The organism is Kitasatospora sp. NPDC098652 (genome assembly GCF_044760155.1).
GTDB lineage: Bacteria > Actinomycetota > Actinomycetes > Streptomycetales > Streptomycetaceae > Kitasatospora.
The window spans coordinates 379491-405612 of record NZ_JBIWAQ010000002.1; the positions used below are offsets into that span (position 1 = coordinate 379491).

General features: G+C 75.2%; 22 protein-coding genes. 6 read left to right on the top strand and 16 right to left on the bottom strand.

Features of this window, described 5'->3' with window-relative positions:
* Positions 1 to 4: 4 nt before the first annotated feature.
* Both ACIQWA_RS05745 and ACIQWA_RS05750 read left to right on the top strand, forming a co-directional pair.
* The gene (locus tag ACIQWA_RS05745; RefSeq protein ID WP_402478572.1) at positions 5 to 1627 is read left to right on the top strand and encodes an FAD-binding oxidoreductase; all 1623 of its coding nucleotides are present in this window, start codon (positions 5 to 7) and stop codon (positions 1625 to 1627) included.
* Positions 1624 to 2535: a diacylglycerol kinase gene (locus ACIQWA_RS05750; protein WP_402478574.1), complete on the top strand. Its 912-nt coding sequence runs from the start codon at positions 1624 to 1626 to the stop codon at positions 2533 to 2535. The genes ACIQWA_RS05745 and ACIQWA_RS05750 overlap by 4 nt, the downstream gene beginning before the upstream one ends.
* 234 nt (positions 2536 to 2769) lie before the next feature.
* Here the strand turns inward: ACIQWA_RS05750 and ACIQWA_RS05755 are convergent, their stop codons facing one another.
* The 7 genes from ACIQWA_RS05755 to ACIQWA_RS05785 form a co-directional block, all read right to left on the bottom strand.
* A complete protein-coding gene (locus ACIQWA_RS05755) occupies positions 2770 to 3687 on the bottom strand; it encodes a DUF6891 domain-containing protein (protein WP_402478577.1) in 918 nt (305 codons plus the stop codon).
* Positions 3688 to 3752: 65 nt separating this feature from the next.
* Positions 3753 to 5111, bottom strand: coding sequence for a DUF2252 domain-containing protein (locus ACIQWA_RS05760; RefSeq protein WP_360241922.1), 1359 nt, complete (start codon positions 5109 to 5111; stop codon positions 3753 to 3755).
* A 144-nt stretch (positions 5112 to 5255) separates the two neighbouring features.
* Positions 5256 to 6905 (bottom strand): multicopper oxidase family protein, encoded by a 1650-nt coding sequence (locus ACIQWA_RS05765; protein ID WP_402478579.1) that lies wholly within the window; start codon positions 6903 to 6905, stop codon positions 5256 to 5258.
* Positions 6902 to 7375, bottom strand: a complete 474-nt coding sequence (locus tag ACIQWA_RS05770) for a hypothetical protein (protein WP_402478582.1) — start codon at positions 7373 to 7375, stop codon at positions 6902 to 6904. The genes ACIQWA_RS05765 and ACIQWA_RS05770 overlap by 4 nt, the downstream gene beginning before the upstream one ends.
* Positions 7376 to 7558: 183 nt before the next feature.
* On the bottom strand, positions 7559 to 8347 hold the full coding sequence (locus ACIQWA_RS05775) for an aminotransferase class IV (RefSeq protein WP_402478585.1): 789 nt from the start codon (positions 8345 to 8347) through the stop codon (positions 7559 to 7561).
* Positions 8340 to 9296 (bottom strand): GNAT family N-acetyltransferase, encoded by a 957-nt coding sequence (locus ACIQWA_RS05780; RefSeq protein WP_402478587.1) that lies wholly within the window; start codon positions 9294 to 9296, stop codon positions 8340 to 8342. Before ACIQWA_RS05780 ends, ACIQWA_RS05775 begins: the two co-directional genes overlap by 8 nt.
* 65 nt (positions 9297 to 9361) lie before the next feature.
* The gene (locus ACIQWA_RS05785; protein ID WP_402478589.1) at positions 9362 to 10297 is read right to left on the bottom strand and encodes a DMT family transporter; all 936 of its coding nucleotides are present in this window, start codon (positions 10295 to 10297) and stop codon (positions 9362 to 9364) included.
* A gap of 127 nt (positions 10298 to 10424) precedes the next feature.
* On the opposite strand from ACIQWA_RS05785, the gene ACIQWA_RS05790 reads away from it, so the two are divergent.
* On the top strand, positions 10425 to 11321 hold the full coding sequence (locus ACIQWA_RS05790; protein WP_402478592.1) for a LysR family transcriptional regulator: 897 nt from the start codon (positions 10425 to 10427) through the stop codon (positions 11319 to 11321).
* 45 nt (positions 11322 to 11366) lie between these two features.
* On the opposite strand, the gene ACIQWA_RS05795 is transcribed toward ACIQWA_RS05790, so the two are convergent.
* The 5 genes from ACIQWA_RS05795 to ACIQWA_RS05815 form a co-directional block, all read right to left on the bottom strand.
* Positions 11367 to 11852 carry a S26 family signal peptidase gene (locus ACIQWA_RS05795; RefSeq protein ID WP_402478595.1) on the bottom strand — a complete coding sequence of 162 codons (486 nt, stop codon included), beginning with the start codon at positions 11850 to 11852 and terminating at the stop codon, positions 11367 to 11369.
* 17 nt (positions 11853 to 11869) lie between these two features.
* The gene (locus tag ACIQWA_RS05800; RefSeq protein ID WP_402478598.1) at positions 11870 to 13747 is read right to left on the bottom strand and encodes an ABC transporter ATP-binding protein; all 1878 of its coding nucleotides are present in this window, start codon (positions 13745 to 13747) and stop codon (positions 11870 to 11872) included.
* Positions 13744 to 14301, bottom strand: a complete 558-nt coding sequence (locus tag ACIQWA_RS05805) for a TlpA family protein disulfide reductase (RefSeq protein WP_402478600.1) — start codon at positions 14299 to 14301, stop codon at positions 13744 to 13746. Before ACIQWA_RS05805 ends, ACIQWA_RS05800 begins: the two co-directional genes overlap by 4 nt.
* Positions 14302 to 14420: 119 nt before the next feature.
* Entirely contained in the window at positions 14421 to 14948 is a 528-nt protein-coding gene (locus ACIQWA_RS05810; RefSeq protein ID WP_402478602.1) for a MauE/DoxX family redox-associated membrane protein, read from the bottom strand.
* A gap of 93 nt (positions 14949 to 15041) precedes the next feature.
* Complete coding sequence (locus ACIQWA_RS05815; protein ID WP_360241889.1) at positions 15042 to 15242, bottom strand: hypothetical protein; 201 nt, start codon at positions 15240 to 15242, stop codon at positions 15042 to 15044.
* A 362-nt stretch (positions 15243 to 15604) separates the two neighbouring features.
* Between ACIQWA_RS05815 and ACIQWA_RS05820 the strand changes: the two genes are divergently transcribed.
* A complete protein-coding gene (locus tag ACIQWA_RS05820; RefSeq protein ID WP_402478605.1) occupies positions 15605 to 16906 on the top strand; it encodes a carbohydrate-binding protein in 1302 nt (433 codons plus the stop codon).
* A gap of 84 nt (positions 16907 to 16990) precedes the next feature.
* On the opposite strand, the gene ACIQWA_RS05825 is transcribed toward ACIQWA_RS05820, so the two are convergent.
* The 3 genes from ACIQWA_RS05825 to ACIQWA_RS05835 all read right to left on the bottom strand — a co-directional run bounded on the left by ACIQWA_RS05825 (position 16991) and on the right by ACIQWA_RS05835 (position 22935).
* The gene (locus ACIQWA_RS05825; protein WP_402478608.1) at positions 16991 to 19918 is read right to left on the bottom strand and encodes a hypothetical protein; all 2928 of its coding nucleotides are present in this window, start codon (positions 19916 to 19918) and stop codon (positions 16991 to 16993) included.
* Entirely contained in the window at positions 19918 to 21789 is a 1872-nt protein-coding gene (locus ACIQWA_RS05830) for an HSP90 family protein (protein WP_402478611.1), read from the bottom strand. The genes ACIQWA_RS05825 and ACIQWA_RS05830 overlap by 1 nt, the downstream gene beginning before the upstream one ends.
* A 96-nt stretch (positions 21790 to 21885) precedes the next feature.
* Positions 21886 to 22935 carry a hypothetical protein gene (locus ACIQWA_RS05835; protein ID WP_402478613.1) on the bottom strand — a complete coding sequence of 350 codons (1050 nt, stop codon included), beginning with the start codon at positions 22933 to 22935 and terminating at the stop codon, positions 21886 to 21888.
* A 222-nt stretch (positions 22936 to 23157) separates the two neighbouring features.
* On the opposite strand from ACIQWA_RS05835, the gene ACIQWA_RS05840 reads away from it, so the two are divergent.
* Positions 23158 to 23490 carry a hypothetical protein gene (locus ACIQWA_RS05840; protein ID WP_402478616.1) on the top strand — a complete coding sequence of 111 codons (333 nt, stop codon included), beginning with the start codon at positions 23158 to 23160 and terminating at the stop codon, positions 23488 to 23490.
* Between the two features lie 137 nt (positions 23491 to 23627).
* Positions 23628 to 24443 carry a hypothetical protein gene (locus ACIQWA_RS05845; protein ID WP_402478618.1) on the top strand — a complete coding sequence of 272 codons (816 nt, stop codon included), beginning with the start codon at positions 23628 to 23630 and terminating at the stop codon, positions 24441 to 24443.
* A gap of 85 nt (positions 24444 to 24528) precedes the next feature.
* On the opposite strand, the gene ACIQWA_RS05850 is transcribed toward ACIQWA_RS05845, so the two are convergent.
* Positions 24529 to 25971, bottom strand: a complete 1443-nt coding sequence (locus tag ACIQWA_RS05850; protein WP_380396634.1) for a glyceraldehyde-3-phosphate dehydrogenase — start codon at positions 25969 to 25971, stop codon at positions 24529 to 24531.
* Between the last annotated feature and the right edge of the window lie 151 nt (positions 25972 to 26122).

Here is a 26122-nt window from a genome sequence, read left to right on the forward strand (position 1 = left end):
ACGCATGGCACCTGAGACGCAAGCGGGAGCGGCCGCAGCCGCGCTGCCGCTCCCCCCGATGAAGTGGAACGCCTGGGGCGACCCGGCGCTCGCCAAGGAGCTGTCCGCGGACATCAAGGGACTGCTCGCCGCCGCCCTGGGCGTCACCGGCGACGCCGCCCCCGGGCCGAGCGCCGCCGAGGTCGTGCTGCACCCCACCCGGATCACCGCCGAGGACGTCCAGGCGCTCGCCGCCGCCGTCGGCGCGGAGCACGTCAGCACCGCCGACGCCGACCGGCTGCCCCGGGCCGGCGGCAAGTCCACCCCCGACCTGCTGCGCCGCCGCAGCCGCGCGGAACAGGACGCGCCCGACGCCGTCCTGCTGCCCGGCAGCGAACAGGAGATCGCCGCCGTCCTCGCCGTCTGCGCCGAACGCCGCATCGCCGTCGTCCCGTTCGGCGGCGGCACCAGCGTGGTCGGCGGGCTCGACCCCGAGCGCGGCGACCTGCGCGCCGTCGTCTCCCTCGACCTGCGCCGCCTCGACCAGCTGCTCGACCTGGACGAGACCTCCGGCGAGGCCGTCCTCGGCGCCGGCCTCACCGGCCCCGCCGCCGAGGCCCTGCTCGCCGAGCGCGGCTGGGAGCTCGGCCACTACCCGCAGAGCTTCCGCTACGCCACCATCGGCGGCTTCGCCGCCACCCGCTCCTCCGGCCAGGACTCGGCCGGCCACGGGCGCTTCGACGAGATGGTCCGCGGCCTGCGTGTGGTCACCCCCAGCGGGACGCTCGACCTCGGCCGCGCCCCCGCCTCCGCCGCCGGCCCCGACCTGCGCCAGCTCTTCCTCGGCTCCGAGGGCACCCTCGGCGTCATCACCGCCGTGCGCCTGCGCGTCCACCCGCTGCCCGCCGTCAAGGCGTACGAGGCGTGGAGCTTCCCCGACTTCGCCACCGGGACGGCGGCGCTGCGCGCCGTCGAGCAGCAGGGCACCGGCCCGACCGTGATCCGGCTCTCCGACGAGGCCGAGACCATGATCAACCTCGCCCTGACCGAGCAGATCGGCGGCGCCCCCGCCGTCAGCGGCTGCCTCGCCGTCACCGTCTTCGAGGGCACCGCCGAACAGGTCGCCGCCCGGCACGGCCTCACCCGCGCCGTCCTGCTCGCCGCCGGCGGCACCTCGCTCGGCGAAGCACCCGCCCGGGCCTGGGAGCACGGCCGGTTCAACGCGCCCTACCTGCGCGACTCGCTGCTCAACGCCGGCGCGCTCTGCGAGACCCTGGAGACGGCCACCGGCTGGAGCCGGCTCGCCGATCTGCGCACCGCCGTCACCGAGGCCCTCACCACCGCCCTGCCCGGCTCGCTCGTGCTGTGCCACATCTCGCACGTCTACCCGACCGGCGCCTCGCTGTACTTCACCGTCGTCGCCGCCCTCGGCGAGGACCCGCTCACCCGCTGGGGCGCCGCCAAGCGGGCCGCCGGCGACGCCATCCTCCGCGCGGGCGGCACCATCACCCACCACCACGCCGTCGGCGCCGACCACCGGCCCTGGATGACCGACGAGATCGGCGACCTCGGCGTGCGCATCCTGCGCGCCGTCAAGGCCGAACTCGACCCGGCGGGCATCCTCAACCCCGGCAAGCTGATCCCATGACCGCGCCGAGAACCGTCATCCGCAGGGTCACCGTTCTCACCAACCCGGCGGCGGGCATCGGCCACGCCGAACCCGCCGCCCACCGGGCCGTCGCCCGCCTGCGCGCCCTCGGCCTCGAGGTCGACCCGCAGGCCGGGCGCTCCGCCGAGGACGCCGTCCGCCTCGCCCGCGAGGCGGCGGCCGGCGGGGCCGACGCGGTGGCCGTGGTCGGCGGCGACGGCATGGTCAACCTCGCCCTCCAGGCCCTGGCCGACACCGCCGTCCCGCTCGGCGTCATACCCGCCGGCACCGGCAACGACCACGCCCGCGAGTACGGCCTGCCCATCGGCGACCCGGAGGCCGCCGCCGAGGTCATCGCGGCCGGACGCACCCGCACCGTCGACCTCGGCCGGATCACCGGCCCGGACGGCGCCGTGCGCTGGTACGGCTCCGTCCTGGCCAGCGGCTTCGACTCGCTGGTCAGCGACCGCGCCAACCGGCTGCGCTGGCCGCGCGGCCGGATGCGCTACAACCTCGCCATCCTCGCCGAGTTCGCCAACCTGAAACCGCTGCCGTTCCGGATCACCCTCGCCGACGGCACCGTCATCGAACGTGACCTCACCCTCGCCGCCGTCGGCAACACCCGCAGCTACGGCGGCGGCATGCTGATCTGCCCCGCCGCCCTCCCCGACGACGGCCTGCTCGACGTCACCCTGGTCGACGCCATGCCCCGGCTGCGGATCGCCCGCTTCTTCCCGACCCTCTTCAAGGGCACCCACACCACCCACCCGGAGGTCACCACCCTGCGCACCGAGTCGCTGCGGATCGAGTCCCCGGGCATCACCGCCTACGCCGACGGCGAGTTCATCACCGCGCTCCCCGTCGACGTCACGGTCCGACGCGAGGCCCTGCGCCTGCTGGTGCCCTGAGGCCCCCGGAACCCCCCGGGCGGCGGCGGCCGCCCGGGGCCCGAGGGCCCGTGGTCACAGATGCGCCCTGATCCGCCGGACCGGGTGGCCGAGGGCGGCGGCCAGGGCCGCCAACTGGGCCTCGGTGAACCAGGGTTGCTCCAGGTCCCACACCTCCAGCTCGAAGCGGCGGGTCGGTCGGGATCACCGACAGCACGTCGACACTCATTCGTTCGGCCTCCCCTGCGTACGTGGTCAGCCGACCAGCCGGCGCCGCCAGAGCAGCGGGCGTATCTCGATCGCGTCGGACGGGTCGCCACTCCACACCGCCGGCAGGCCGACGGTCGCGAGGGCGGCCACCACCTCCCGGCCGACGGCCGCGGTGGTCGCCGCGGAGCCGTCGAAGCCGCCGTAGAGCAGGGACAGGCCGCGCCCGGCAGCGGCCGACTCGGTGCACTGGGAGTGGAAGTAGACGAAGCCCCGGGCCTCCGGCGCCCCGGCCGCGCCGATCTCCGCCTCCCCGCAGGAACGGCAGCAGGCGAAGTTCTCCCGCGCCGTGATGCCGGCCGCCTCCAGCGCGGCGAAGGCCCGGGCGAGGCGCTCCGGATCCGTCTCCCCGATCCAGCCGCTCTGCACGCCGACCCGCTCCAGCCAGAGCCGGTCGGCGAGTTGCTCGGCCTGGGCCCGGGAGAGCGGGCGGCGCTCGCCCGACACCAGGTACTCCTCGGCCTGCTCGGCCAGCCGGGCGCGGTCGGTGTAGCCGCAGGCGAGGGTCAGCCGCAGCTGCTCCTCCAACTGCCGCCGCTCCTCGGCCGCCAGCTCCGGCTCGGGCACCGGTTCGGGCGCCGGGCCGAAGTCCAGCGGCGCCCAGGCCAGGCCCTCGCCCCAGCCGGGCTCGTGCCGCGCCCAGCCCGTCATCGCCGCGACCACGGCCTCCGGCCCGTCCACCCGCACCTCGAAGTGCCGGGCGGCGCAGCCGTCGCGGTGCTCCAGCTCGTAGTGGCCGCCCGCCTTGTGCCACACCTGGATGTAGACGTCCGGCAGGTCCGGTATCCGCTGCACGACGAGGAAGGTGTCGGCCCCGGCGCCGATGCGCCGGACCAACTCCGCCAGTTCCCCCGCGGTCACCCTCAAGTGCCGCTCGTCGTTCGTCTGCACCGTGATCGCCAGCATGCGGTCACCCTTGCACACGCCACTGACACCGGGCCCGGCCAGGCCGCCCGGGGGCGCGACCGCGCTCACACCCCCCGGGTCGCCCTGATCCGACCCGAGGCGATCGCCTCGACCAGCTCCCGGTGGTCGGCCGCCGTCCGGTCCGCGTACCGCAGGGCGAAGTCGGCGACGGCGTCGGCGAAGGTGTCGGCGCCGCCCAGGTAGCCGGCGACGGCGACGCGGTCACCGGTACGGGCGTGGGCCCGGGCGAGAGCGCGCCCGCACAGGTCGGCGTAGGCCCGCAGACCGGACGCGGTCATCGTGTCGACCTCCACCGAGCCCTTCATGTCGCGCAGTTGGCGCCCGTAGAAGTGCCGCCCGGCGGGGCCGGTGGTCCAGCCGAGGAAGATGTCGCTGGCCGCCTGCATCAGGTGCTGCCCGGTGACCACCCGGCGCCCGCCGTGGTGGGCGGCGACCTCGGCCTCCAGCCGGGTGGGCGGCAGGTGGTCCTCCAGCACCGACCGGCCGGCCTCCTTGAGCTGCAGGAACAGCGGGTCGCGGGTGTCCCGGCCCTCCAGCAGGAGGATGTAGCAGCGGGTGCCGACGCTGCCGACGCCGACCACCTTCATCGCCGCGTCGACGAAGCGGTACCGGTCGAGCAGGACCCGCCGGTCCTCGGCGAGGGTCGCCCGGTAGTCGCTGAACACCTGGCCCACGCCCTGCAGTTCGCTCCGCTCCAGCTCCTCGATCAGCGGCGGCGCACTGATGATCCGGCGCCGGCCGTCGCGCTCCTCGGTGAGCTTGCCGAAGGCCTGGAGGCTGGTGCGGCGCCGGGCGCGGTCGAGGCCGGCCTCGACCGCCTTGCGACGCTTGGTCCTGCGGACCAGCGCCAGCAGGTCAGCGGTGTCGATCCGGCTGTACCAGACGTCGAGTTCACCGAGGCCGGCCAGCCGGCGCATCGCGGCGGCGTAGCCCAGGACGGCGGTGCGGGCGGCGCGCCGGGCCCGGTCGTCGTCCTGGCCGTGGTCGCGGGCGGCGACCACGATGCTGGCGGCGAGGCGTTTGACGTCCCACTCGAAGGGCCCGGGGTGGGTCTCGTCGAAGTCGTTGACGTCGAAGAGCAGCGCGCGTTCCGGCGAGGCGTACACCCCGAAGTTCAACAGGTGCGCGTCGCCGCAGAGTTGGACGGTCAGCCCGGTGTCGGGGACGGCCCCGAGGTCGGCGGCCATCACCGCGGCGGCGCCGCGCAGGTAGCCGAACGGGCTGTCGGCCATCCGCCCGTAGCGGATCGGCAGCAGCCGGGCGAGCCGGTCCACGCCCTGGGCCTCCAGCACGCCGAGCGGATCGGGCCGGTCCGCGGCCGGGATCCACCGGCCGTGCTCGGAGCGGGAGACCCGCTCCCGGGCGGCCCGGCCGGTACGGCGGCGTTCGGCAGGGGTGGTCATGCGGCGGCTCCGTCCGTCGGCCCTGGGACCAGCGTGCCGGAGGGCGCGGCGCGCGCCCTCCGGCACTGGGCCGAACGGAGGAACGGAGGAACGGAGGAACGGAGGAACGAAGGGCCGGGGCGGGGAGCAGGCGGGCGGCCGGGCTCAGCCCACCGTGAAGTCCGCCATCATCGCCATGTCCTCGTGCTCCAGGTTGTGGCAGTGCAGCATGTACGTCCCCGCGTAGTCGGTGAACCGCACCAGCACCTCCACCGTCTCGGCCGGCCGCAGGTCCACGGTGTCCTTCCAGCCCTCGTCCCACGGGCCCGGGTCCTTGCCGTTGCGGGCGACCACCTGGAAGGGGTCGAGGTGGACGTGCACGGGGTGGTGCACGTCGGTGGAGAAGCGCCAGCGCTCGACCCGGCCGAGGGCGGGGGCGGCGAGGCTGCGCCCGGGCTCGTACGGGTCGCCGTTGACGGTCCAGCCGTCGCTGCCGCTGCGCCGGAAGGCGAAGTCGCGGGTGGCGACGGCCGCGGCGGGGTCCAACTGCTCGACGGTGGACAGCTGGTCGGGCACCTTCGCGTCGTCGTTCACCGCCCGGGAGGAGACGTCGAAGCGCATCACCTCGGCGGCTCGCCCGCTGCCGAAGCGGTTGACCAGGCGGACCTGGGTGCCCGGCTGGTAGCGGGAGAAGTCGACGACCACGTCGAAGCGCTCGGCGGGGGCGATCTCGATCCCGTCGTGGCCGACCGGGGCGGCGAGCAGGCCGCCGTCGGAGCCGATCTGGACCAGCGCGTCGCCGCCGGCGGGCTGCGGGTCCAGTTCGAGCCGGTAGAGCCGGGAGTTGGAGGCGTTGAGCAGGCGCAGCCGGTAGTGCGCGCGGTCGACGTCCAGGCGCGGCCACGGGGCGCCGTTGACCAGGATGACGTCGCCGAGGACGCCGTTCATGTAGCCGTTGGTGACGCCGGGCGTGGCCGCCGAGGCGTCCGCGGCGGGGTACTTGAAGGAGCCGTCGGCGGCGAAGGAGCGGTCGGTGATCATCAGCGGGAGGTCGCGATCGCCGCGCGGCAGCGGCAGGGCGGCCTCCTCGTCGTCCTGGACGAGGTGGAACCCGGCCAGGCCGCGCCAGACGCCGGGGCCGGTGAAGCCCATCCGGTGGTCGTGGTACCAGAGGGTGGCGGCGCGCTGCTTGCCCGGGTAGGTGTGGGTGCGCTCGCCGACCACGGTGCGGCCGCTCATGTGCCGCATCCCCGGCATCCCCGGCATCCCCGCCATGCCGTCCATCGCCGGGGCGGCGGACCCGGCGGCCCCGGCTGCCCCGGCGGACCCGGCTGCCCCGGCGGAGGCGGCGGAGGCGGCGGGATCGGGGGAGCCGACCGGCAGCAGCAGGTCGACCGGGTAGCCGTCGCTGTCGGCCGGGGTGTGCCCGCCGTGCAGGTGGACCACCGAGGGCACCGGCAGCTGGTTGCGGTGCTTGACCACCGCGGCCCGGCCGGAGCGGGTGACCAGCGTCGGGCCGGGGAAGGTCCCGCCGTAGGTCCAGGCCTCGGTCCGCACCCCGGGCAGGATCTCCAGCATCGCGACCTGCTGGGTGATCTCGTAGTAGTCGTTGCCGCCGTCGCTGCGCACCGGCCGGAGCACGGCCGGCACCGGCAGCGGGACCTGGAAGGCCGCGGGCAGTTCCAGGTCGCTGCCGAGCAGCCGCCCGGGGAGGCCCTCCGCGAACAGGTACGCCGCCGACGGGACGGCGACGGCGGCCAACGCGCCCGCGCCGAGCACCGAGGCGCCGATGCCGAGGAAGCGGCGGCGGTTCACCGCTCCACCGCCACCGGCCCGCCGGGGCGCGGCAGCCGTCCGCCGCCGTCCGGGCCCGCCTCGGGCAGGCCCTCCCGGGCGGGCAGCGGCAGCCGCCAGGCGCCGACCAGGCCGAACAGGATGCCGCTGACCAGCAGCACCCCGAGGGTGACGTGCAGCCCGATCGACCGGGCGTAGCCCGCGCCGATCTGCCCCGTCACGGCGACGGCGAGCAGGGCGGTGGTCCACAGCGGCCAGCGCGGCCCGCCACCGGGCCGGCGCACCAGCACGGCCACCACCAGTTGGACCACCACCACGGCGGCCAGCAGCCTCGAATTGTCCTCGTGGTCCTTGAGGGAGTCGTAGGTGCCGTTGAGGAAGCTGCCGGCGAGCATGGTCTGGAGCAGGGCCAGCAGTGCCAGCGTGGTGGCGGTGACGCGCAGGAGGACCAGCGGCCAGCGGGGCGCGGGGGCGGCAGGAGGACTGCTCATGTCGTGGCTACTCTCTGCTTCGACGGCTCGGGCGGGGCGGGCGAGAGCGTAGCTGATCCCACCTCAGGATCGGCTGCACCCAAGGGCTCCGGGCAGGTCGTCCGTGCCGTTGCGCCGGTTTCGCGCGGGGTTTGTCACCCGTCCGGGTGATCCGCCCGGACGGCACCCACACCCGGACGGCGCCTACACCCGGTCGGCGGCGATCCCGAGGTAGGCGGCGCGCAGGTCCGCGAGCAGCGGGTGGTCCGGGTCGAAGGCGGTGCCGTCGACGGCGGCGAGCGGCCGCAGGCCGACGCCCGCGTTCAGCGCGAAGGCCGCGTCGAAGAGCGCCAACTCGTCGACGCGGACCGGCTCGCGGACCTGCGGACCGTCGTACGCGCCGCTCAGCAGCGCCTCGGTGACGCCGGGCAGCGCCGGGCCGGCGGGCAGCACCAGCCGCTCCCCCGCCAGGAAGGCGACGTTCCAGGTCGCCCCCTCGGTCACCAGACCGCCCCCGTCGGTGAGCAACACATCGTCATACCCGGCGAGTTGGGCCGCGCGGCGGTGGTGCACCAGACCGAACAGGCCGACGTGCTTCACCGTCGGCAGCTCCCGCCGGTGGGCCACCGTGCGCACCCGCAGCGGGGCCGGTGCCACGGCGCCGACCGGGCGGGTGGTCACCAGCAGGACGGGGGCGGCCGGGGCGGCGGGGCGCTCCAGGCCGAGCGCGGGGTCGTAGCAGGTCACCCGGACGATCCCCGGCCCGCCGTCGGCCGGCAGCGCCGCACGGATCCGCTCCCGGACCACCGCCCGGTCCAACTCGACGGCGAACAGCGCCCGGCAGTCCCGGACCAGCCGGTCCAGGTGCAGCTCCAGGCCGCGGACGGCGCCCCCCTCGACCCGCAGAGTGGTGAAGTGCCCGTAGTTGAGCAGCCCCAGCGCGGCGAGCCGCGCCGGGTCCGCGGGCGCGCCGTCGATCTCGATCTCAGCCATCCCCCGAGTCTGCCAGCCGCGGGGACACCAGCGGTGACGCCTGCGGCAGCACCACCGGGCGGTACGGTCCGGCCACGGTGCGGCCCGCCGCCCGCGCGGTCCGCTCGATCTCCTCGATCCTGGCCGCCAGGCCCTCCGGCTCGCCCGCCTCCGCCCAGCGCCAGGCCTCCGCCCACCACTGCGGCCCGCGCACCAGCGGCCGGCCCGCCAGCGCCAGGTACAGCGCCAGCGTCGACCGGGCGTACTCGTGCACCCAGCCGTCGCAGCCCCGGTAGTCCGCCGTCTCGTCCAGCCGCAGCCAGCGGCCCTCCTGCCCGGCGGCCAGTATCGGCACCCAGCCGCGCTGCCGGTCCGCGACCAGCAGGAGCAGCCGCCCGTCCTCCTCCCGCACCCGGTGCGAGGGCAGTTGGGGCATCCGGGCGAACGACAGCGAGCGCTTCCAGCCCACCACCCACAGCCCGCGGCGCAGGTAGTAGCGGACCGCCGACTGCCAGCTCCAGTGCGCCTCCAGCCGGAAGCCCGGCAGGCCCTCGGCGGTGGCCGCCGCGTACACCTCGTCCAGCGCGGCGGCGGCCAGCCCCTGCCCGCGCGCCTGCGGCCGCAGGTAGAGCGAGGACACCGCGAGCTGGCTCGGGCCCTTGGTCCAGTTGTCCACCGCGACCGTGCCGACGACCTCGCCCCGCCCGTCCAGGACCCAGTACCGGCGCCGGTACAGCTCCCCGCCCGGCCAGTCCCGGCCGCTCTCCCCCAGCCGCTCCCGCCAGCCCCGTTCGGCGGGCCGGTCCAGCCCGTCCGGGTCCACCAGCTCGCCCAGCTCGCCCTCCAGCAGGGACGCCAAGTCCCAACGGGCGAACCGCTGTTCCTCGCCCTCGACGAAGGCCCGCAACCGCACCCCCGCCGCCAACCGGTCCTGCGCCCGCTGGACCGCCGCATCCCACGACCTCACCACGGGGGCCACCCTAGCGGCCCTCCGGGCACGACCCGTAATCCACCGGCCACCGAACGTCAGCCCGATCACCCGACCGAGCGCCGGGGCCGGGCAGGCGCCACCCGAGGCGGGGCGGCCGCGGCCGACGGGGTCCCGGGCGGGCGGGTGAGCGCGACTGCGGCGATCACCAGGACGCCGCCGGCCAGGGCGTTCCAGCCGACCGGCTCGGCGAGCAGGACGGCGCCCAGCGCGGTGGACCACAGCGGCATGACGTAGGTGACGGCGGAGGCCACGGCCGTGCCGGCGGTGCGGACCAGGCCGAGGTTGAGCAGGTACGCCAGCCCGGTGCCGAGCGCGCCGAGCACCAGCAGGGCGGAGGCCGCCGAGCCGCCCGGCCAGTGCGGGGCACCGGCGGCGAGCGGGGCGACCAGGGCCAGTTCGGCGGTGGCGCAGGTGATCTGGACGGCGGAGAGGGTGGTGACCGACTCCGGGCGGCCGGACAGGAAGCGGCGCAGGTAGCCGAAGCCCGCGCCGTAGCAGCAGGCGGCGGCCAGGCAGGCGAGGGCGCCGGCGGTCGCCCCCGGGCCGAAGCCGCGCCACACCCCGAGCACGGTGAGCACGCCGACGAAGCCGAGCCCGAGGCCGGCCAGCCGCCGGACCCCCGGATGGCGCTCCGCGGGCACGGTGAGCACCGCGAACAGCAGGGTGAACAGCGGGGTGGTCGCGTTCAGCACCCCGGCGAGCACCGAGCTCACCCTGGTCTCGCCGAAGGCGAACAGGGCGAACGGCACCGTGTTGAGCAGCACCGCGACGACCGCCGAGTGGCCCCACAGGGCCCGGTCGCGCGGGGCCCGCCCGCCGCGCAGCAGCAGGACCGCCCACAGCGTGGCGGCGCCCAGCAGGCTGCGCCACAGCGCCACCCACACCGGCGGCACCCCCGCGTCGACCGCCACCTTGATCAGGGCGAAACTGGCGCCCCAGATCGCCGACAGTGCTACGAAGCCCGGCCACCAGCGCCGCACCCCGACCACCTCCCCGTCCCGTTCCCGTGTCCGTCGCGCGGCCCGTTCCCGCGTCCTGGACAGAGGGTGGCCCGCCGACGGAGCATGAGTCCAACAAGTGGCGATGCACGGAGGATGAGGGAGTCTCATGGCCTCGGAGGTCAATCTGGCCCAGCTCAGGGCGCTGGTCGCGGTCGCCGACACCGGCGGCTTCGGCGCGGCCGCCGACGAGCTGGGCATCAGCCAGTCCGCCGTCTCGCACGCCGTCGCAGCCCTGGAGCGCGCGCTCGGCGCCCCCGTGCTGCGGCGCGGCGCGCCCTGCCGCCCCACCCCGCTCGGCGAGCAGGTGCTGCCGCACGCCCGCACCGCCGTCGCCTCCGCGGCGGCCGTCCGCACCATCGCCACCCGGCACTGCGGCGGCCTCACCGGCACCGTACGGCTGGCCGCGCCGACCACCGTCTGCCAGGCCCTGCTGCCCGGGCTGCTGCGGGACTGGAAGGCGGCGCACCCGCAGGTCACCGTCCGGGTCTTCGAGGGCGAGGACGCCGAACTGGCCACCTGGCTGGAGGCCGGCACGGTGGACGCCGCCGTCCTGGTCGACGCCGGCCCGCTGCCGCCCGGCGCGGTCGCGCTCGGCGCCGACTCGATGCACGCGCTGCTGCGCCGTGACCACCCGCTGGCCGGCCAGCAGACCGTCCACGTCGGCGAGTTGGCGGACGACGACTTCCTGCTCTCGGAGGGCGGCTGCGAACGCCACATCCGCGAGGCCTACCGGCGGGCCGGCACCCGCTTCACGCCCCGGCACCGGATCCGCGACCTCAACACCCTGATCGGCATGGTCCACGCGGGCGTCGGCGTCTCGGTGATGCCCGCGCTGGCCGTGACGATGCTGCCGCCGGAGTGCGTCCTGGTGCCGATCCGGCCGGCCGTGCACCGCACCCTCACCCTCACCGGGCCGACCGGGCGCCCCTGGTCCCCGGCGGTCGGCGGACTGCTCGCCGGGGTGGGGGCGGGCCTGGTCCCGGCCGCGGCCGCACCGGCCTGAGCGGGTACCGGTCCTCGCGGCGGCGGCCGGACCCGGCTGGGCCGCTCAGCCCCGCAGCCGCACCCGGTCGAGGACCACCCCCACCACGCGGTCCGCGGGCACCGCGCCCCACAGCCGGGAGTCGGTGCTGAAGTCCGGGTTGTCGCCCAACAGCACCACATGCCCGCCCGGTACGGTGCCGGCCGGGAGCACCGGGCGGACCGGCGGCGGAACCGGCTCCCCGGGCAGCGCGGCCAGCCGCTTCACCAGCAACCGCGCGGGCCGCCGGGTCGCCGGAGCACCACCCGACGGAGCGCCACCCGCCGGAGCACCACCCGCCGGGACGAGCCCGTCCGGCGCGACCACCACGATCCGCCCCGCCCGCAGCCGGGCCAGGCCGCGCCGCAGGACCAGCACCCGCTGCCCGGGCCGCAGCGCCGGGCTCATGCTCGGCCCCGCCACCACGACCACGGACAGCGCGGTGCGCAGCAGCACCAGCCCGGCCACCGGTGCGGCCAGCGCCGCCAGGCCGAGTACCAGGAACAGCCGCATCGCTCCGCCTCCTCCGGTCAGCCGGCCGACGGGGCCGGCACGGCGGCGTCCTGGTAGCCGGACGCCTGCAGGGTGAACAGTTCCGCGTACGGGCCGCCGCGCGCCATCAGCGCCCGGTGCGTCCCCTCCTCGACCACCCGCCCCGCGCCGAGCACCACGATCCGGTCGGCCTCGCGCACCGTGCTCAGCCGGTGCGAGATCACCAGGCTGCCGGTGCCGCGGCGCAACTCCCGGAGGTTGTCGTGGAGTTCCTGTTCGGCGGCGGCGTCGAGCCCGGCGCTGGGTTCGTCCAGGATCATCAGGTCGGCGTCGCGCCGCATGAACGCCCTTGCCACGGCGAGCCGTTGCCACTCCCCGCCGGACAGTGAACGACCCCAGCCGGCGTCCGTGCCCTCCGGCAGGAAGATCCGGCTGAGCAGGGCGCCGTAGCCGCCGTCGAGGCGCTGCACCCGCTCGTGGATGCCGGCCGCGCGGGCGGCGGCGGTGATCCGGTCCGGGTCGTCGAGGTGGGCGAGCCGGCCGAGGCCGATGTTCTCCCCCGCCGTCAGGTCGTAGCGGCAGTAGTCCTGGAAGACGACGCCGATCCGCTGCCGGTACTCGTCGGGCGGGAACTCGCGGATGTCGACGCCGTCCCAGAGGATCCGGCCGCGGTCCGGGTCGTAGAGCCGGCACAGCAGCTTGACCAGGGTGCTCTTGCCCGCGCCGTTGAGGCCGACCAGGGCGGTGACGGCGCCGGCCCGCAGGGTCAGGTCGACGCCCCGCAGGATCCACGGCGCGTCCTGGTGGTAGCGGAACCAGACGTCCTGGAACTCGACGGTGCCGGTGAGCGCGGCGGGCGGCCGCGGGTCGGTGGCCGGGGCGAGGTCGGGCGGGGCCTGGCCGAGCGCCCGGTAGTGGTCGAAGGTGAGGGCGGCCTGGTAGGCGGAGGCGCCGCTGGCGGCGAGCTGGCCGACGCCGGTCTGGACGCCGGCCACCGCGGCCAGGCACATCGAGACCTGGCCGAGCGAGAGTTCGCCGTGCCGGGCGGCGCGCACCGCCCACAGCAGGCCGAGCGCGTAGACGCCGACGCCGAGCAGCGAGGCGGGCAGCCGGCGGGCGAGGTTCTGCCGGTCGGTCCGCTCCTCCGCGCCGTTGACGGCCAGCAGTTCGCGCCGGGCGCGCCCGCGCAGGAAGTCCTGGAGGCCGAAGAGCCGGATCTCCTTCACCGCGTCGACGTCGGCGATCAGGCTGCCGTAGAAGGACTGGCGCCGGCTGCGGGCCATGGTCTCGCCCAGGACGGCGGCCCGGCGGCGGCCGGCCGCCAGCTGGCTGCGCACCAGGGGCAGGGTCAGCAGCAGGGTGAGCAGGCCGAGCAGCGGGCCGACGACGAAGACGGTGCCGAGGAAGCCGAGCACGGTGATCAGCGCCTGGAGGCTGCCGAAGGCCGCGCCGACCAGGATGTCCGGGGCGGCGCCGCCGGCCTGCTGGGCGAGCCGCAGCCGGTCCTGGAACCGCGGGTCCTCGAAGGGGCGCAGCCCGGGCAGCCGGTTGACGGCCTGGAACAGTTCCTCCTGCACCCGCAGCCGGATCGCCCGCCCGGAGCGGGCCCGGGTGTACTCGCTGAGCGCGGGGGCGAGTGCGAGGCCGAGGCTCACCACGATCAGCAGCACACAGGTGCCGGTCGGCGAGCCGGAGGTCGAGCCGGGTGCGGCACCGCCGAGTTCGTCGAACAGCCGGCTCACCAGCAGGGCGGCGACGGCGGGCAGCAGACCGGCCGTCACCCCGCAGAGCAGCGAGAGCAGCAGTGCCGCCCGGCCGGAGCGCCAGGCCAGCGCGCAGGCGGCCAGGGCCGAGCGCAGGGCCCGGCCGGCCCCGGGCTGCTCGGCGCCGGGGCCGGCGGACCAGGGGGTGCTCATCGCGCGGTGGTCGGGAGGACGAGTTCGCCCGGGGCGAGGTGGTTGGTGATCCGGCCGTCGGCGGCGATGTCGACGTAGCTGGGCCAGCGGACGATCCCGAACGCCTCGGCGGTGGAGCCGGGCAGGGCGCCGGCGGGCTCCACCACCACCCGGGCCACCGGCTCCAGCAGGGTGCGCAGTTCGGCGACCACCGGGCCGCTGCCCTTGACCACGGCCAGCACCTGCCCGCGGCCGCCGGGGAAGCCGGTGACCGCCTTGACGAAGTCGGGCGCCTGCTCCAGACAGGGTCCGCAGCTGCCGGAGAAGAAGCCGACCACCGCCGGCGCCCCGGCGAGGTCGGCCCGGGTGACTTCTCCGTCCGTTTCGGACACCGCCCGGAATTCCGGCATCGGGGTGCCGTCGGGAAGTCGGTTATCGGGCATGGAAACACCGACCCGGACATTTCCGAAGGAGGTCGGCGAACCGTTGTTGTTGATTTTCCGGGCGAGCGCCAGGGTCAGCATCAGATTGAACAGGGAAATGCCACCGATGAGGACGATGAAAAGCGTGGACATTACGGTTTCGCGCCTCGTTCCGGACTAAGGGGGATTCAGGGAGGTAGGGCCCGTTTTCCACCGGGGTACGGCCCCCGGTGCCGGGCGGAGAGCTCGGCGGCCGCGGTTCGGGCGACGGCTCAGCGGGCCGTCGAGAAGAGTTCGATCAGGGTGTCCGTGGCGATGATCAGGGCGCTCAGGAAGCCGGCGGCCAGCAGCACCACCGCCGCCCCGGCCGCGCCCGGGCCGCCGCCGGGGTCGGGGGCGGCGGCCGCGGCGAGGCCCGCCGCGGCGACGCCGAGCAGCACCAGGTTGCGGGCCACGTGCGCCCGGCTGACCGGTACGCCGGAGGCTCCGAAGCAGGGGCAGGAGACGTCGGCGCCCTGCCGCAGCAGCCGGACCAGCACGGCGGCGAAGAGCGTGATCAGTCCGCCGGTCGCGGCGAAGGCCCAGCTGGCGACGGGTGCGGGCACCCAGACCAGCAGGGCGAGGAGCGCCTCGGCCAGCGGCACTGCGGCCGCCGCGGCGCCGGTCAGCCGGGGCGGCAGGACGGCCATCGCGCGCAGCGCGGACCGGAAGTCGCGGCGGGCGCGGAGCTTGGCCCAGGCGGACCGGGCGAACACCACCGCGATGACGGCGCGGCAGCCGAGCAAGAGGTATGCGGTCATGACTCCCCCTCCGCCGGTGCCCCCGCCGACGCAGGGCGGGGGCACCGGCGGCCGTGTGTCAGCCGGCCGGATCAGTCGGCCGAGCCGGTCGGGTCAGCAGCCGCCCACGATCGCGTAGGTGATGCAGGTGGGGGCGGCGGCACAGTTCCAGGAGCAGCACTCCCGGACGTAGAGCGTCTCACCGACGCAGTTGGTGGTGGTGCCGGCCGGGCACTGGCAATACGCGTCGGCGGCCTGCGCCTTGCGTCCGCCGGAAACCGCCCGGTCGACCAGGTTGAGAATCGCCTGAACCATTTTTTCCTCCGCTCGGGAAGGTGGACTGGAGAGGCTGTGCACTTACTCACGAGATCTCGTGGTCCGAAAGCTAACCGACCGTTCGAGAACTTGTCTAGACCAAGTTCGAGGATCATCGAGCTTTGATCCGGAGCATCGGATTCCCCTTCCGTCACCCCGCTCCGCCCCCACTCCGCCCCCACCCGGACCCCGCCCGACTCCCGCCCCGCCGGACCCTTGACCGGCCCTCCGAGACAGGTCTATACCAGTGGGAGCTCTGGGCAACCACCCCACGCCCCGGGACAGTTCGGCCTGCCCGCGCCACCCCCACCTCCGGCGCGCACGGGCCCTCCCCCACGCACGTTTCCCGGAAAGGCCCCCCGATGCAACGCGTACTTCCCCCACAGCCACGCACCGCACCGACCACCCGCAGATCCCGGGCCGCCCTCGCCGTGGCCGGCGTGCTCGGCCTGGTCGCCGGCGGCTTCGCCGCCCTGGCCGGCACCGGCCCGGCCTCCGCCTCCACCACCGGCGCCGCCGGCACCACCGCCACCGCCGGACTGGGCAGCAACTGGTACGCCTCGGCGCCGTACCTGATGCCCGAGGACAACAGCCCGCCGGACGCCGCCGCCGTGATGGACGCCACCGGCCAGAAGGCCTTCCAGCTGGCCTTCGTCCTCGCCCAGGGCAACAGCTGTTCGCCCGCCTGGGGCGGCACCTCCCCGATCGGCTCCGACACCACCATGCCCGCCGTCATCCAGACCGTCCGCGGCAAGGGCGGGGACGTCTCGGTGTCGGTCGGCGGGTACGGCGGCACCAAGCTCGGCCAGGTCTGCGGCACCCCGGAGGCGACCGCCGCCGGGTACCAGCAGGTCATCACCAGGTACGGCCTCAAGGCGATCGACTTCGACCTGGAGGAGCCGGAGTACGAGAACACCGCCGCCATCCACAACGAGATCGGCGCGGCCCGCATCCTCCAGCAGAACAACCCCGGCCTGTACATCTCCATCACCACGGCCGGGACCAACGCGGGCACCGGCTGGTTCGGCACCCAGATGCTCAACGAGGCCAAGTCGCAGGGCTTCACGCCGAACAACTACTCGATCATGCCGTTCGACGGCGGCTTCAACGGCGCCGCGGCGCAGACCGACGCGCTGGTGAAGTTCAACCAGATCCTGCAGACCACCTTCGGCTGGAGCGAGGCCACCGCGTACGCCCACGAGGGCGTGTCGATGATGAACGGCCGCACCGACGCCGCCGAGTACTTCCGCCAGGCCGACTTCCAGAGCGTGCTGGACTTCGCCACCGCGCACGGCCTGGCCCGCTACACCTTCTGGTCGGTCAACCGGGACCGCCAGTGCACCGGGCCGGTGGACCCGGGCCTGTCCGGCTCCTGCTCCAGCGTGGCGCAGAGCGACTGGGACTTCACCAAGTACACCGTGAAGTTCGCCGGGGCGACCCCGCCCACCACTCCGCCCACCACTCCCCCGACCACCCCGCCGACCACGCCCCCGACCACCCCGGGCACCTGCACCGCCCCCGCGTGGAGCCCGAGTACCACGTACACCGCGGGCGCCAAGGTCTCGTACAACGGCCGCAACTACCACGCCAAGTGGTGGACGCTGAACGAGGTGCCGAGCGCCAGCGGCCAGTGGGGCGTCTGGGGTGACGACGGCCCCTGCTGACCCCGCCGGAACGCGGTGAGGGGCGGGCGTCGTGGACGCCCGCCCCTCACCGCGTACCCGGGAACGGCCCCGGGGAGCCCCGGCTCAGTGGCCGGCGATCCGCCCCCGCAGCTCGGCGAGCACCTGCGGCGCCTCGGTCAGGCCGGCCGCCTCGGCGCGGGCGATCGCCGCGGTCAACCGCTTCACCGCGGCCTTCGGGCGGTCGAGGTCGCCGCCCTCGATCAGCGCGGCCAGCCGGACCGCCTCGGCCCGCAGCGACTCCGGCTGCGGCGCCCCGGCCGGTTCACCCTGCTCGCCGTAGACCTCGACGGCCCGCTCGGCCTCGGCCAGCGCCTCCTCGAAGCGGTCGGCGACGGCCAGGCAGCGCGCCCGGGCGTAGTGCGAACCGCCGCGCAGGTACCAGGCGGTGTGCTCCTGCCCGTGCCGCTCGGCGGCCTCGCCGAGCGCGTCGGCCTCGGCCAGCAGGGCGAGCGCGGCGTCCAGCCACTCGGGGCCGCCCCGCTCGCGCATCGTGAGCTGGGCCAACTCCCGCAGCGTAGCCGCCAGTCGGTCGACCTGCGGGGCCTTCCGGTGCGCCTCCCGGGCCCGCCCGAGGGCGGCCTCGGCGGCCTCCCAGCTGCCCGCCCGGGCCAGCGTCAGGGCGGTCTCGCAGGCGACCATGGTGTGGGTCTCCTGGTCCTCCCAGCCGGCGACCAGTTCGGCCAGCCGCAGGTACTCCTCGGCCGCGTCCCGGTACTCCGCCAGCTCGACCAGGCCCCGGGCGAGGTCCAGCCGGGCCTGGGCGACCATCCGGGCGTCCAGGCCGGCGGTCGAGGCCGAGGCGTCCAGGACGGACTCCAGCACGGCCACCGCGTCGGCGTCCCGGCCGGTGCCCCGCAGCACCTCGGCGAGCTGCAGCCGCACCCGGGCCGCGTCCTCGACCGCCCCGGCGCCCAGCCGGTCGAAGCGCGCGGCGGCCTCGGACAGCGCCCGGACCGCCCCGCCGAAGTCCTCGACCCCCAGGCTCGCGTGGCCGAGCAGCATGTACGTCGGCGCGTACGGGTAGGCGTCGTCGCCCCAGCGCACGGCCTCGGCCAGCGCCCGGTGGAACACCTCGACCGCCTGGCCGGGCTCGCCGCCCTGGAGCAGCACCTGGCCGAGCAGGCCGAGCACCCGCGGGGTGTGCCAGGGCAGTTCGGCGGCGTCCAACTGGGCCAGCACCTCGCGCAGTTCGGCCGCCGCCTCGGCCGACCGGCCCTGCCGGGCGGCGGCGTCGGCGACGTACTGCCGGGAGGTCGCGGCCCGGCGGGCGGAGCCCAGCTCGACGGCCGCGCGCCGGTAGCCGCCGACGGCCGCCTCGAAGCGCGCGACCGTCCCGGCGGACGGCTCGGGCAGCGCCTCGACCAGGTCGTGGTGGGCGGCGTAGGCGAGCGACTGCAGGACGATCAGGTAGTCGTCGTCCGTCATGGCGCCCGCGGCGTGCAGCTCCCCGGCCCGGGCCAGCGCGGCGTCCAGGGCCGGCCAGTCGGCCACCGCGCCCTCGACCTCGCCGAGTTCGACGACCAGCGTCCGAGTGCGGACCATCAGGGCCGGGCCGGGCAGCCCGGCCTGCTCGAACAGCTCGGCGGCCGCCAGCAGGCCGGCCGCGCCCTCGGCGTGGTCGTCCCGCTGGAGCGCCTCGTGGGCGCGCTGCTCGGCGAGTTCGGCGCGCAGCCGCTCCGGGCCGCCGAGTTCGGCGTGCTCCGGGTGGGTGAAGTCCGGGGCGGCGGCGCGCTCGGCGACCCGCTTCCACAGCCGGTCGCCGTCCGGGTGGCCGAGCAGCTCCAGCTCGCGGGCGCGCAGCACCAGGGCGGCGAAGTCCTCCGGCTCGGCCTCGACGGTGCGCAGCGGGGCGGCGGCCGGGGCCGCGCCGGTCAACTCCGGTGCGGCGACGGCCCGTACGCCCAGCGCCAGCGGTTCGGCCAGCAGCGGCCGGACGGCCAGCCGGTCCCGCCGGGCGGCGCCGACCGTGTCGGTGCCGTTGCGGGCGTCGAAGCGGGCGGCCAGGGCGTCGGCCTCGGTGCGCAGGTGGGCGAGCAGGGTGTCGACCGTCCAGCTGCGGCCGGCCGGGCCGCTGACCGCGAGCTCGCCGTGCCCGGCCGCGGCCAGGGCGGCGATCAGCACCTCGACGCCGGTCAGGAAGTCCAGCCGGGCGCCGGGCTCCCCGGTGACCGCGAACAGGTCGCGGTTCTCGGCGAGCAGTTCCAGCCCGCGCGGCTCGTTGCCGGACAGCGCGCAGAACTCGATGTGCCGGGCTACCGCCGCCAGCATGGAGGCCTTGCCGCGGGCGGCCCGGTAGCCGGTCAGGTGGGTGGAGCGGGCCTCGTCGAGCCGGCCGAGCCGCAGCAGCGGCAGCAGCGCGACGGACTGGCTGAGGCACGGCTCCTCGGCGCAGCTGCTGCGGCCGCTCAGCACCGGGGCGAGGGTCTCCAGGGCGCGGGCGTCCTCACCGAGGTCGAGGAAGTGCCGGGCGCGGGCACGGGTCTCGCAGGCGTGGCAGTTGCTCAGCTCGGTGCGCGGGCGGGCCGTCCACAGCTCGTAGGCGTCCTGGACCCCGACGCCGGTGTGCCGGGCCAGGTGGTAGCGCTGGGCGTAGTACGGCTGGAGGCCGTGGCCGGCCGCCCGGTAGCGGTCGCGCAGTTCGGTGAGCCAGCGCTCGACGGCGGCCAGCGGAACGTCCGGGTTGTCCCGCAGCGAGCCGGCCACCCACTTGAAGCGCCAGAACACCTGCTGCTCGGCCCAGTCGCCGAAGCCGTCCGGGTCCTGGTCCCACAGCTTGAGGATGCGGGCGAAGACGACCGGGCTCTTGTTGCTCTCGCCGTCGTACTCGTAGGCCTCCATGAGTTCGAGCAGGGCCATCGAGCGGACCTCGGTGTCCTCGAACTGCTCGGCGGCCTCGACGAGTTCCTCGGCCGTGACGGTGCGGGTGCGGCCGTACGGGCGGGCGTCGTTCTCGCGCAGCGCGGCCATCACCGCGGCGGGGGTGTCCAGCATCACGCCTCCTTCGGGCCGTCGTGGTCCGGGCCGGCCGCCTCGTGGCCGAGCATCGCGTGGTCGAGCAGGCTGATGAACGAACGGTTCAGCAGCGCGGACTCGCTGGCCTTGAGCGGGCGGCGGGTCATCAGCACGGCCTGTCCGTACAGCGCCTCGACGGCGGTGACGGCCAGGTCGTGGTCGGTGACTCCGGCGGCGCGGCGTACCAGCGGGTTGAGGTGGTTCAGCACCAGCTGGGCGCGGGGCGCCTCGGCGCGCAGCGAGCCCAGGATGTCCGCCCACAACCCGTCGGCCTCGTCGGCGAGTTGGGCGCGGGTGCGCTCGTGCCGGGCCTCCCGGTTGTCGAGCAGCAGGGCGGGCGCGTTGGTCGGGTGGAAGCTGCGCAGGGCGACGTCGCAGTCGAACCGGCCGACCACCTCGCGGGCGATCGCCAGGAAGGTGGCGGCGGCCAGTTCGGCGGCCGGGTCGACGGTGTCCAGGTGCGCGGTGACGGTGCCCGGGTCGAGGTCGGCGACCGAGACGCCGGGGCGTATCTCGGGCAGCCGGTGCACCAGGTCGCGGTCGTAGGTGTAGCCGCCGTTGACCACGCCGAGCCCGGCCGCACCGGCGACCGGGGCGACCTGACGGAACTCCTCGACCGTACGGGTCACCAGCACCACCGGGTGGCTGCGGGCGAACTCGTCCAGGGTGACGTTGCCGTCGGTGGTCTCGAACGGCAGCCAGGGCAGCATCATCCGCAGCAACTCGTCGTCGTAGCGGGCGAGTTCCTTGACGGCCAGGTGGTGCACGGAGAGGAAGCGGTGCAGCAGCGCCGGGTCGCTCGCGGACAGGCCGGTGAGCCAGTCGCGGATCCGGGCGCCGAGCGCGTCGCGGACGGCGGCCAGCGTCTCGTCGGCGTACAGGCCCTCGCGCGAGGCGGTCGGGCGCAGCCCGTCGGTGTCCACCACGCAGCGGACGAAGAACGCCCAGTCCGGCAGCAGTTCGTCGGCCTGGTCGGAGAGCAGCATGCCCTTGAGGTGCACCCGGTGGCCGTGACGGCGCGAGGGCGGGGCGGCATCGGGCAGCACGTACGCGACGCCGCGCAGGCCGACCAGCGGGAGGTCCAGCTCGATGGTGTCGAGCGGGACGAAGTCGAAGGTGCTCCGGCAGTACTCGGCGAGCGCGTCGCGCCGGGCCAGCGGGGAGCCGTGCCGCTCGGCCCACGGCGGGGTGCGGTTGACCGGGTGCTCGGTGCCGCCCGCGTCGATCACGGTGACGTCGTGGCGCAGCAGGCTGCCGAAGTCCCGGGCCAGGGTGAGCACCCGGGCGGGGCGGGTCCACTCGGCGGCGTCGGTGCGCGGGGCGAGGGTGACGGTGGTGCCCGGCTCGGGCCTGGCCGAGGCGGGCAGGGTGCGGATGGTGTAGCTGCCGTCCGACAGGCCGCGCCACTCGATGACCGGCGCGTCCGGGCTGCCCGCGTGCCGGGTGACCACGGTGATCTCGTCGGCGACCACGAAGCAGGCCAGCAGGCCGATGCCGAACTGGCCGATGAAGTCGCCGCGGGCCCTGGCCAGGCCGTCGCCGTCCAGGCCGCCGTCGGCGTCGCGCTTGGAGCTGCGGCCGATGGTGGCGAGGAAGGTGTGGACGTCCTGCTCGGTCAGGCCGATGCCGGTGTCGGTGACGGACAGCTCGTCGTCGGCCCGGACGGTGATGGCGGCCGGCGCCCCGGGGTCGAAGGCGCGGCGGGCGGAGATCGCGTCCACCGCGTTCTGCAGCAGCTCGCGCAGGTAGACCCGCGGGCTGGAGTAGAGGTGGTGGGAGAGCAGGTCCACCAGGCCGCGCAGGTCCACCTGGAAGGTGTGCGCACTCGTCGGGTTGTCGGTTGGGGACACCGGAGGCTCTTTCGGTCGCGGAATGCGGAAGGGGTGACGTACGGGGGTGACGTGCGGGTGACGTACGGGGGCGCCGTACGGGGGCGGCGGCGCGGGTCAGTACCCGGCGCAGCGGTCCCGGTGGGCACGGAAGGCCGTGACCGGGTCTCCGGCCAGGTAGTGCCAGGGCGACTCGGTGACCAGGCCGTCCAGCGCGTCGAACAGCAGCCGAGCCGTCTTGCGCTGGTCGGCGAGCGAGAAGGCCATCGCGAAGGTGTTGAAGCTCGACTGCCAGCCGCGCTCCGGGACGAAGTCCGGGTGCAGGACGGAGCGGAACGCGGCCTCCTGCAACTCGGCCACCACGGCGGGGCTGGACAGGTAGGCGTGGTCCTCGCCGTCCGGGAGGTCCAGCCAGCGCTCCAGGTGGGCGAGCGCCACCAGCTCGCCCAGCGGGCTGCCCTCGGGGGCGGCCAGCATGGCGGAGCGGGCGAACTCGTGCATGGCCTCGTGCGAGCCGCCCCACTTGGCGCACAGCTGCTGCAGGCGCTGGCGGTGCGAGCCCGGGTGCCCGGGCACCCGGCGCACCGCGGCCTCGAAGCGGGCGGTGGCGACCTCCTCGCCGAGCGAGGCGCCGCGCGCGCTGATCTGCAGGAAGTACCAGGGGGCGAGCCAGCCGGGCTCCCGCTCGGCGACCTCCAGCAGCTGCTCCTCGGCGACGTCCAGCCGCTGGTGGAACAGCTTCCACTGCTCCTCGCTGACGTGCTTGGCCCGGGCGCCGCTGCGCGCCTCCCAGGCCCAGGTGACGTGCCGGGCGCCGGAGAGCAGCAGCAGCAGCGCGTCGCCCGGGGCGTCCGCCACCGCGCGGGCCGTCCACTGCTCGACCCCGGGGACGTCGGAGACCGCGCCGACCAGGAAGGTCAGCTCGGCGCCGGTCGCGGCGGCCAGCGCGGGGCGCAGCGCCGTCCAGTCCCCGGCGGCGGCCTGCCCGAGCAGCAGCCGTACGGACTCGTCGCCGTACGCCGGGTCGAGCCGAGGCGCGGGCCCCCGCTCGGCCGCCGGCGCCTCGGCGGCCCGCCTGCCCAGCCCGAGCCCGAACCCGCGGCGACCGGCCCGGTCCTGCGCGCCGGGCTCGCCCTCCCCGCCCGAGCGGCGTCGGAACAGCGGCATGTGTGTGGCCCCCTCGAACATCATCGGCATCTATCGCACGGCCGCACAGTGACCGCCCCAGGTGAGTACATATCACGGCCGACCGACATCCGTTTGCCCAGCCCAGCGCGGCCCGGGGCCGGGGGCGGCGGAGCCCGGGAACGGGTGACATATTGCTGCCTGACAGTTTTCTGACAGCGGGCTCGGTGCCGCCCGCGTCGACGATCCGTCAGGCTGGGTCACGTGCACGCCATTCGCTTCCACCTCCGCGCCCCCGACCGCCCCGACCGCCCGGTCCCGCACCCGCCCTCCCCCGAGGCCGTCCGGGACGGGCTGGCCCGCGGCCTGCCCGCCGGGGCCCGGATCGAGCACGCCCGGATCCTGGTCGGGCCGGACGCGGTGGACGGCATCGCCTTCGTCCTCGCCGACGGCCTGCTCGCCGCCGAGGCCGCCCTCACCGTCGCCTGCGCCGCCGCGACCGGTCCGGCCGGCCCGCTCCCGGGCTGGCTGGTGCCCCACTGCGCCCTGGACACCCTGCTCGCCCTCGGCCTCCACGAACTGCCCGCCTGCCCGTGACACCCGGGGCCTGCCCGTGCGACCCGGGCCCTGCCCGTAAGCCCCGAGGCGGGCCGGTGATGCCCGGGGCGGGGCGGTTCGTGTGCAGGGCGGTCGCTATCTTGAGGGGTCACGGACAGCCGTAAGGGAGTGGGCGCATGGGGATGGGTGGTCGGCGGGTCACCGCCGTGGTGGCGGCCGGACTGTTGGCCGGCGTGCTGGCGGGGTGTTCGTCCGGAGGGTCGGAGCCGGGCAAGGGGGCCGCGGCGGCGCCCGGTTCGGCGGTGGCGAGCGGTGCCGTCCCGAGTGGTGCGGCGCCGACTCCCGGTGGTACGGCGACGGGTGGCACCGCGACGACGGCCGGGGCTCCCTCGCCCGGTGGGGCCGCCGGGGCTTCGGCGCCCGCGGCCGGGGCGGGCGGCGGGGTGACGGCACCGCCGGCGGCGGCGCCCAGCGCGGACCTGGAGGCTCCGCTGCTGGACGACAAGGTGGTCGGGCAGGTGCTGCCGGACGCCAAGGCGATGGCCGGGTGGCAGGAGGAGAAGCGCAAGGTCGACACCGCCGACCACGCCGTGACCTGCACGGCCTCGGCACCGTGCAGCGGCAAGCCGCTCAGCGCGTCGGTCCGGTTCTCCTCGGGAGACCTGGTGACCCGCTTCCTGGTGGAGACCCTGCCCAGTCGGGACGCCGCGAAGAACCGGGCGAAGGAGACGTTCGCCTCCTACCCGGTCGGGCCGTTCAAGAAGGTCGAGGCTCCGGCGGTGGGCAGCGAGAGCCAGGCCTTCGTCGGGCCGCTGGCGGACGGTGACGGGGTGAGCATCGTGGTGCGCTCGGGCACCGTGGTGGCGAGCGTGACCACCGAGGGCGGGCCGGTGGACCTGCCCGCCGCCCGGCGGTTCGCCGTGATGCTGGTCAACCGCATCGAGCAGGCGCAGTCGGGCAAGGTCCCGGACGCGGGCCTGGCCGGCGCCTGACCGCCCCTCCCCGCACCGGGCCCCAAAGGCCGGCGGGGCGGCGACCCGAAGGTCACCGCCCCGCCGCGAGGTCCCGCCCGACGGATCAGCCCGCCGACACCGGGAAGGTCGGGTACTCGACACCCGAGATGTACTGCACGACCCGGACGACCTGGCACGAGTAGCCGAACTCGTTGTCGTACCACAGGTAGAGGATCGCGTTGTCGCCGTCGACCTTGGTCGCACCGGCGTCCACGATCGAGGCGTGGCGCGACCCGATGAAGTCGCTGGACACCGCGTCGGGCGAGTCGGTGAAGTCGATCTGCCGCTTGAGCGGCGAGGTCAGCGAGATCTCGCGCAGGTGGTCCAGGACCTCCTCGCGGGTGGTCTCCCGCTTGAGCTGGAGGTTCAGGATCGCGATGGAGACGTCCGGGACGGGCACCCGGATCGAGCTGCCGGTGATCTTCGCCTTGAGGTCCGGCAGCGCCTTGGCGACGGCCGAGGCGGCACCGGTCTCGGTGATCACCATGTTCAGCGGCGCCGAGCGGCCGCGACGGTCGGCCTTGTGGTAGTTGTCCAGCAGGTTCTGGTCGTTGGTGAACGAGTGGACGGTCTCGACGTGGCCGCGCACGACGCCGTACTCGTCCTCCATCGCCTTGAGCGGCGGGACGATCGCGTTGGTGGTGCAGGAGGCGCAGGAGATGATCTGCTCGTCCGGCTTGATCATGTCGTGGTTGACGCCGTGCACGATGTTCGGCACGTCGCCCTTGCCCGGGGCGGTCAGCACGACCTTGGCGATGCCGGGGCGCAGGTGCTTGGACAGGCCCTCGCGGTCACGCCAGCGACCGGTGTTGTCGATCAGGATCGCGTCCTTGATCCCGTACTCCGTGTAGTCGACCTCGCTCGGGTCGTTGGAGTAGATCACCGTGATCTCGTTGCCGTTGACGACGATCTTGTTGTTCGCCTCGTCGACGGTGATCGTGCCCTGGAACTGGCCGTGGATCGAGTCCCGGCGCAGCAGCGAGGCGCGCTTGACCAGGTCGTCGCCGCCGCCGTTGCGCACGACGATGGCCTTGAGCCGCAGGCCGTTGCCCGAGGCCTTCTCGATCAGCAGCCGCGCGACCAGCCGGCCGATGCGGCCGAACCCGTACAGCACGACGTCCTGCGCGGACCGGCGCTCCAGCTTGTTCGCACCGGTGGCACCGGCGACGGCCTGAGCGGTGAACTCCGCCACCGACAGGCCCCGGTCGTCCGCCCGGTAGGCCGAGGCGAGCATCGCCAGGTCGATCTGCGAGGGGCCGAGGTCCAGGGTGGTCAGCGCGTCCAGGAACGGCATCGTCTCGGTGACCGAGAGCTCCTCGCCGGCTATCTGCCGGGCGAAGCGGTGCGTCTTGAGGATGCTGACCACCGACTTGTTCACCAGGGAACGGCTGTGGAGCAGGACGGTGACGTCCTTCTCCCGGTGCAGTCGCCCGATGATCGGGATCATCGACTCCGCGATCTCCTCGCGGTTCTTCCAGTCCGTGAACACGTCGTCGTTGACAGTCACAAGTCCATCTTTCGAGCTGAGGGTGTTGCCCACATGGTAGCTTCGCCCGCTTCCGGCCCGACCGCCGGTCCCTCCCCGGCCCCGCCACCCCACCGCTCCCACCTGCGCTTTCCCCCACCGCCCCGCCCCGGAAGGTGATCACCGCCACCCC

Coding starts and splice junctions, on each gene's coding strand:
- ACIQWA_RS05760 (WP_360241922.1), bottom strand. CDS start 5,111: ATGACCACCCCTGCCGAACGCCGCCGTACCGGCCGGGCCGCCCGGGAG.
- ACIQWA_RS05815 (WP_360241889.1), bottom strand. CDS start 15,242: ATGGTTCAGGCGATTCTCAACCTGGTCGACCGGGCGGTTTCCGGCGGA.
- ACIQWA_RS05845 (WP_402478618.1), top strand. CDS start 23,628: ATGGGGATGGGTGGTCGGCGGGTCACCGCCGTGGTGGCGGCCGGACTG.
- ACIQWA_RS05770 (WP_402478582.1), bottom strand. CDS start 7,375: ATGAGCAGTCCTCCTGCCGCCCCCGCGCCCCGCTGGCCGCTGGTCCTC.
- ACIQWA_RS05775 (WP_402478585.1), bottom strand. CDS start 8,347: ATGGCTGAGATCGAGATCGACGGCGCGCCCGCGGACCCGGCGCGGCTC.
- ACIQWA_RS05810 (WP_402478602.1), bottom strand. CDS start 14,948: ATGACCGCATACCTCTTGCTCGGCTGCCGCGCCGTCATCGCGGTGGTG.
- ACIQWA_RS05835 (WP_402478613.1), bottom strand. CDS start 22,935: ATGCCGCTGTTCCGACGCCGCTCGGGCGGGGAGGGCGAGCCCGGCGCG.
- ACIQWA_RS05745 (WP_402478572.1), top strand. CDS start 5: ATGGCACCTGAGACGCAAGCGGGAGCGGCCGCAGCCGCGCTGCCGCTC.
- ACIQWA_RS05795 (WP_402478595.1), bottom strand. CDS start 11,852: ATGCGGCTGTTCCTGGTACTCGGCCTGGCGGCGCTGGCCGCACCGGTG.
- ACIQWA_RS05805 (WP_402478600.1), bottom strand. CDS start 14,301: ATGTCCACGCTTTTCATCGTCCTCATCGGTGGCATTTCCCTGTTCAAT.
- ACIQWA_RS05755 (WP_402478577.1), bottom strand. CDS start 3,687: ATGCTGGCGATCACGGTGCAGACGAACGACGAGCGGCACTTGAGGGTG.
- ACIQWA_RS05800 (WP_402478598.1), bottom strand. CDS start 13,747: ATGAGCACCCCCTGGTCCGCCGGCCCCGGCGCCGAGCAGCCCGGGGCC.
- ACIQWA_RS05825 (WP_402478608.1), bottom strand. CDS start 19,918: ATGCTGGACACCCCCGCCGCGGTGATGGCCGCGCTGCGCGAGAACGAC.
- ACIQWA_RS05820 (WP_402478605.1), top strand. CDS start 15,605: ATGCAACGCGTACTTCCCCCACAGCCACGCACCGCACCGACCACCCGC.
- ACIQWA_RS05790 (WP_402478592.1), top strand. CDS start 10,425: ATGGCCTCGGAGGTCAATCTGGCCCAGCTCAGGGCGCTGGTCGCGGTC.
- ACIQWA_RS05750 (WP_402478574.1), top strand. CDS start 1,624: ATGACCGCGCCGAGAACCGTCATCCGCAGGGTCACCGTTCTCACCAAC.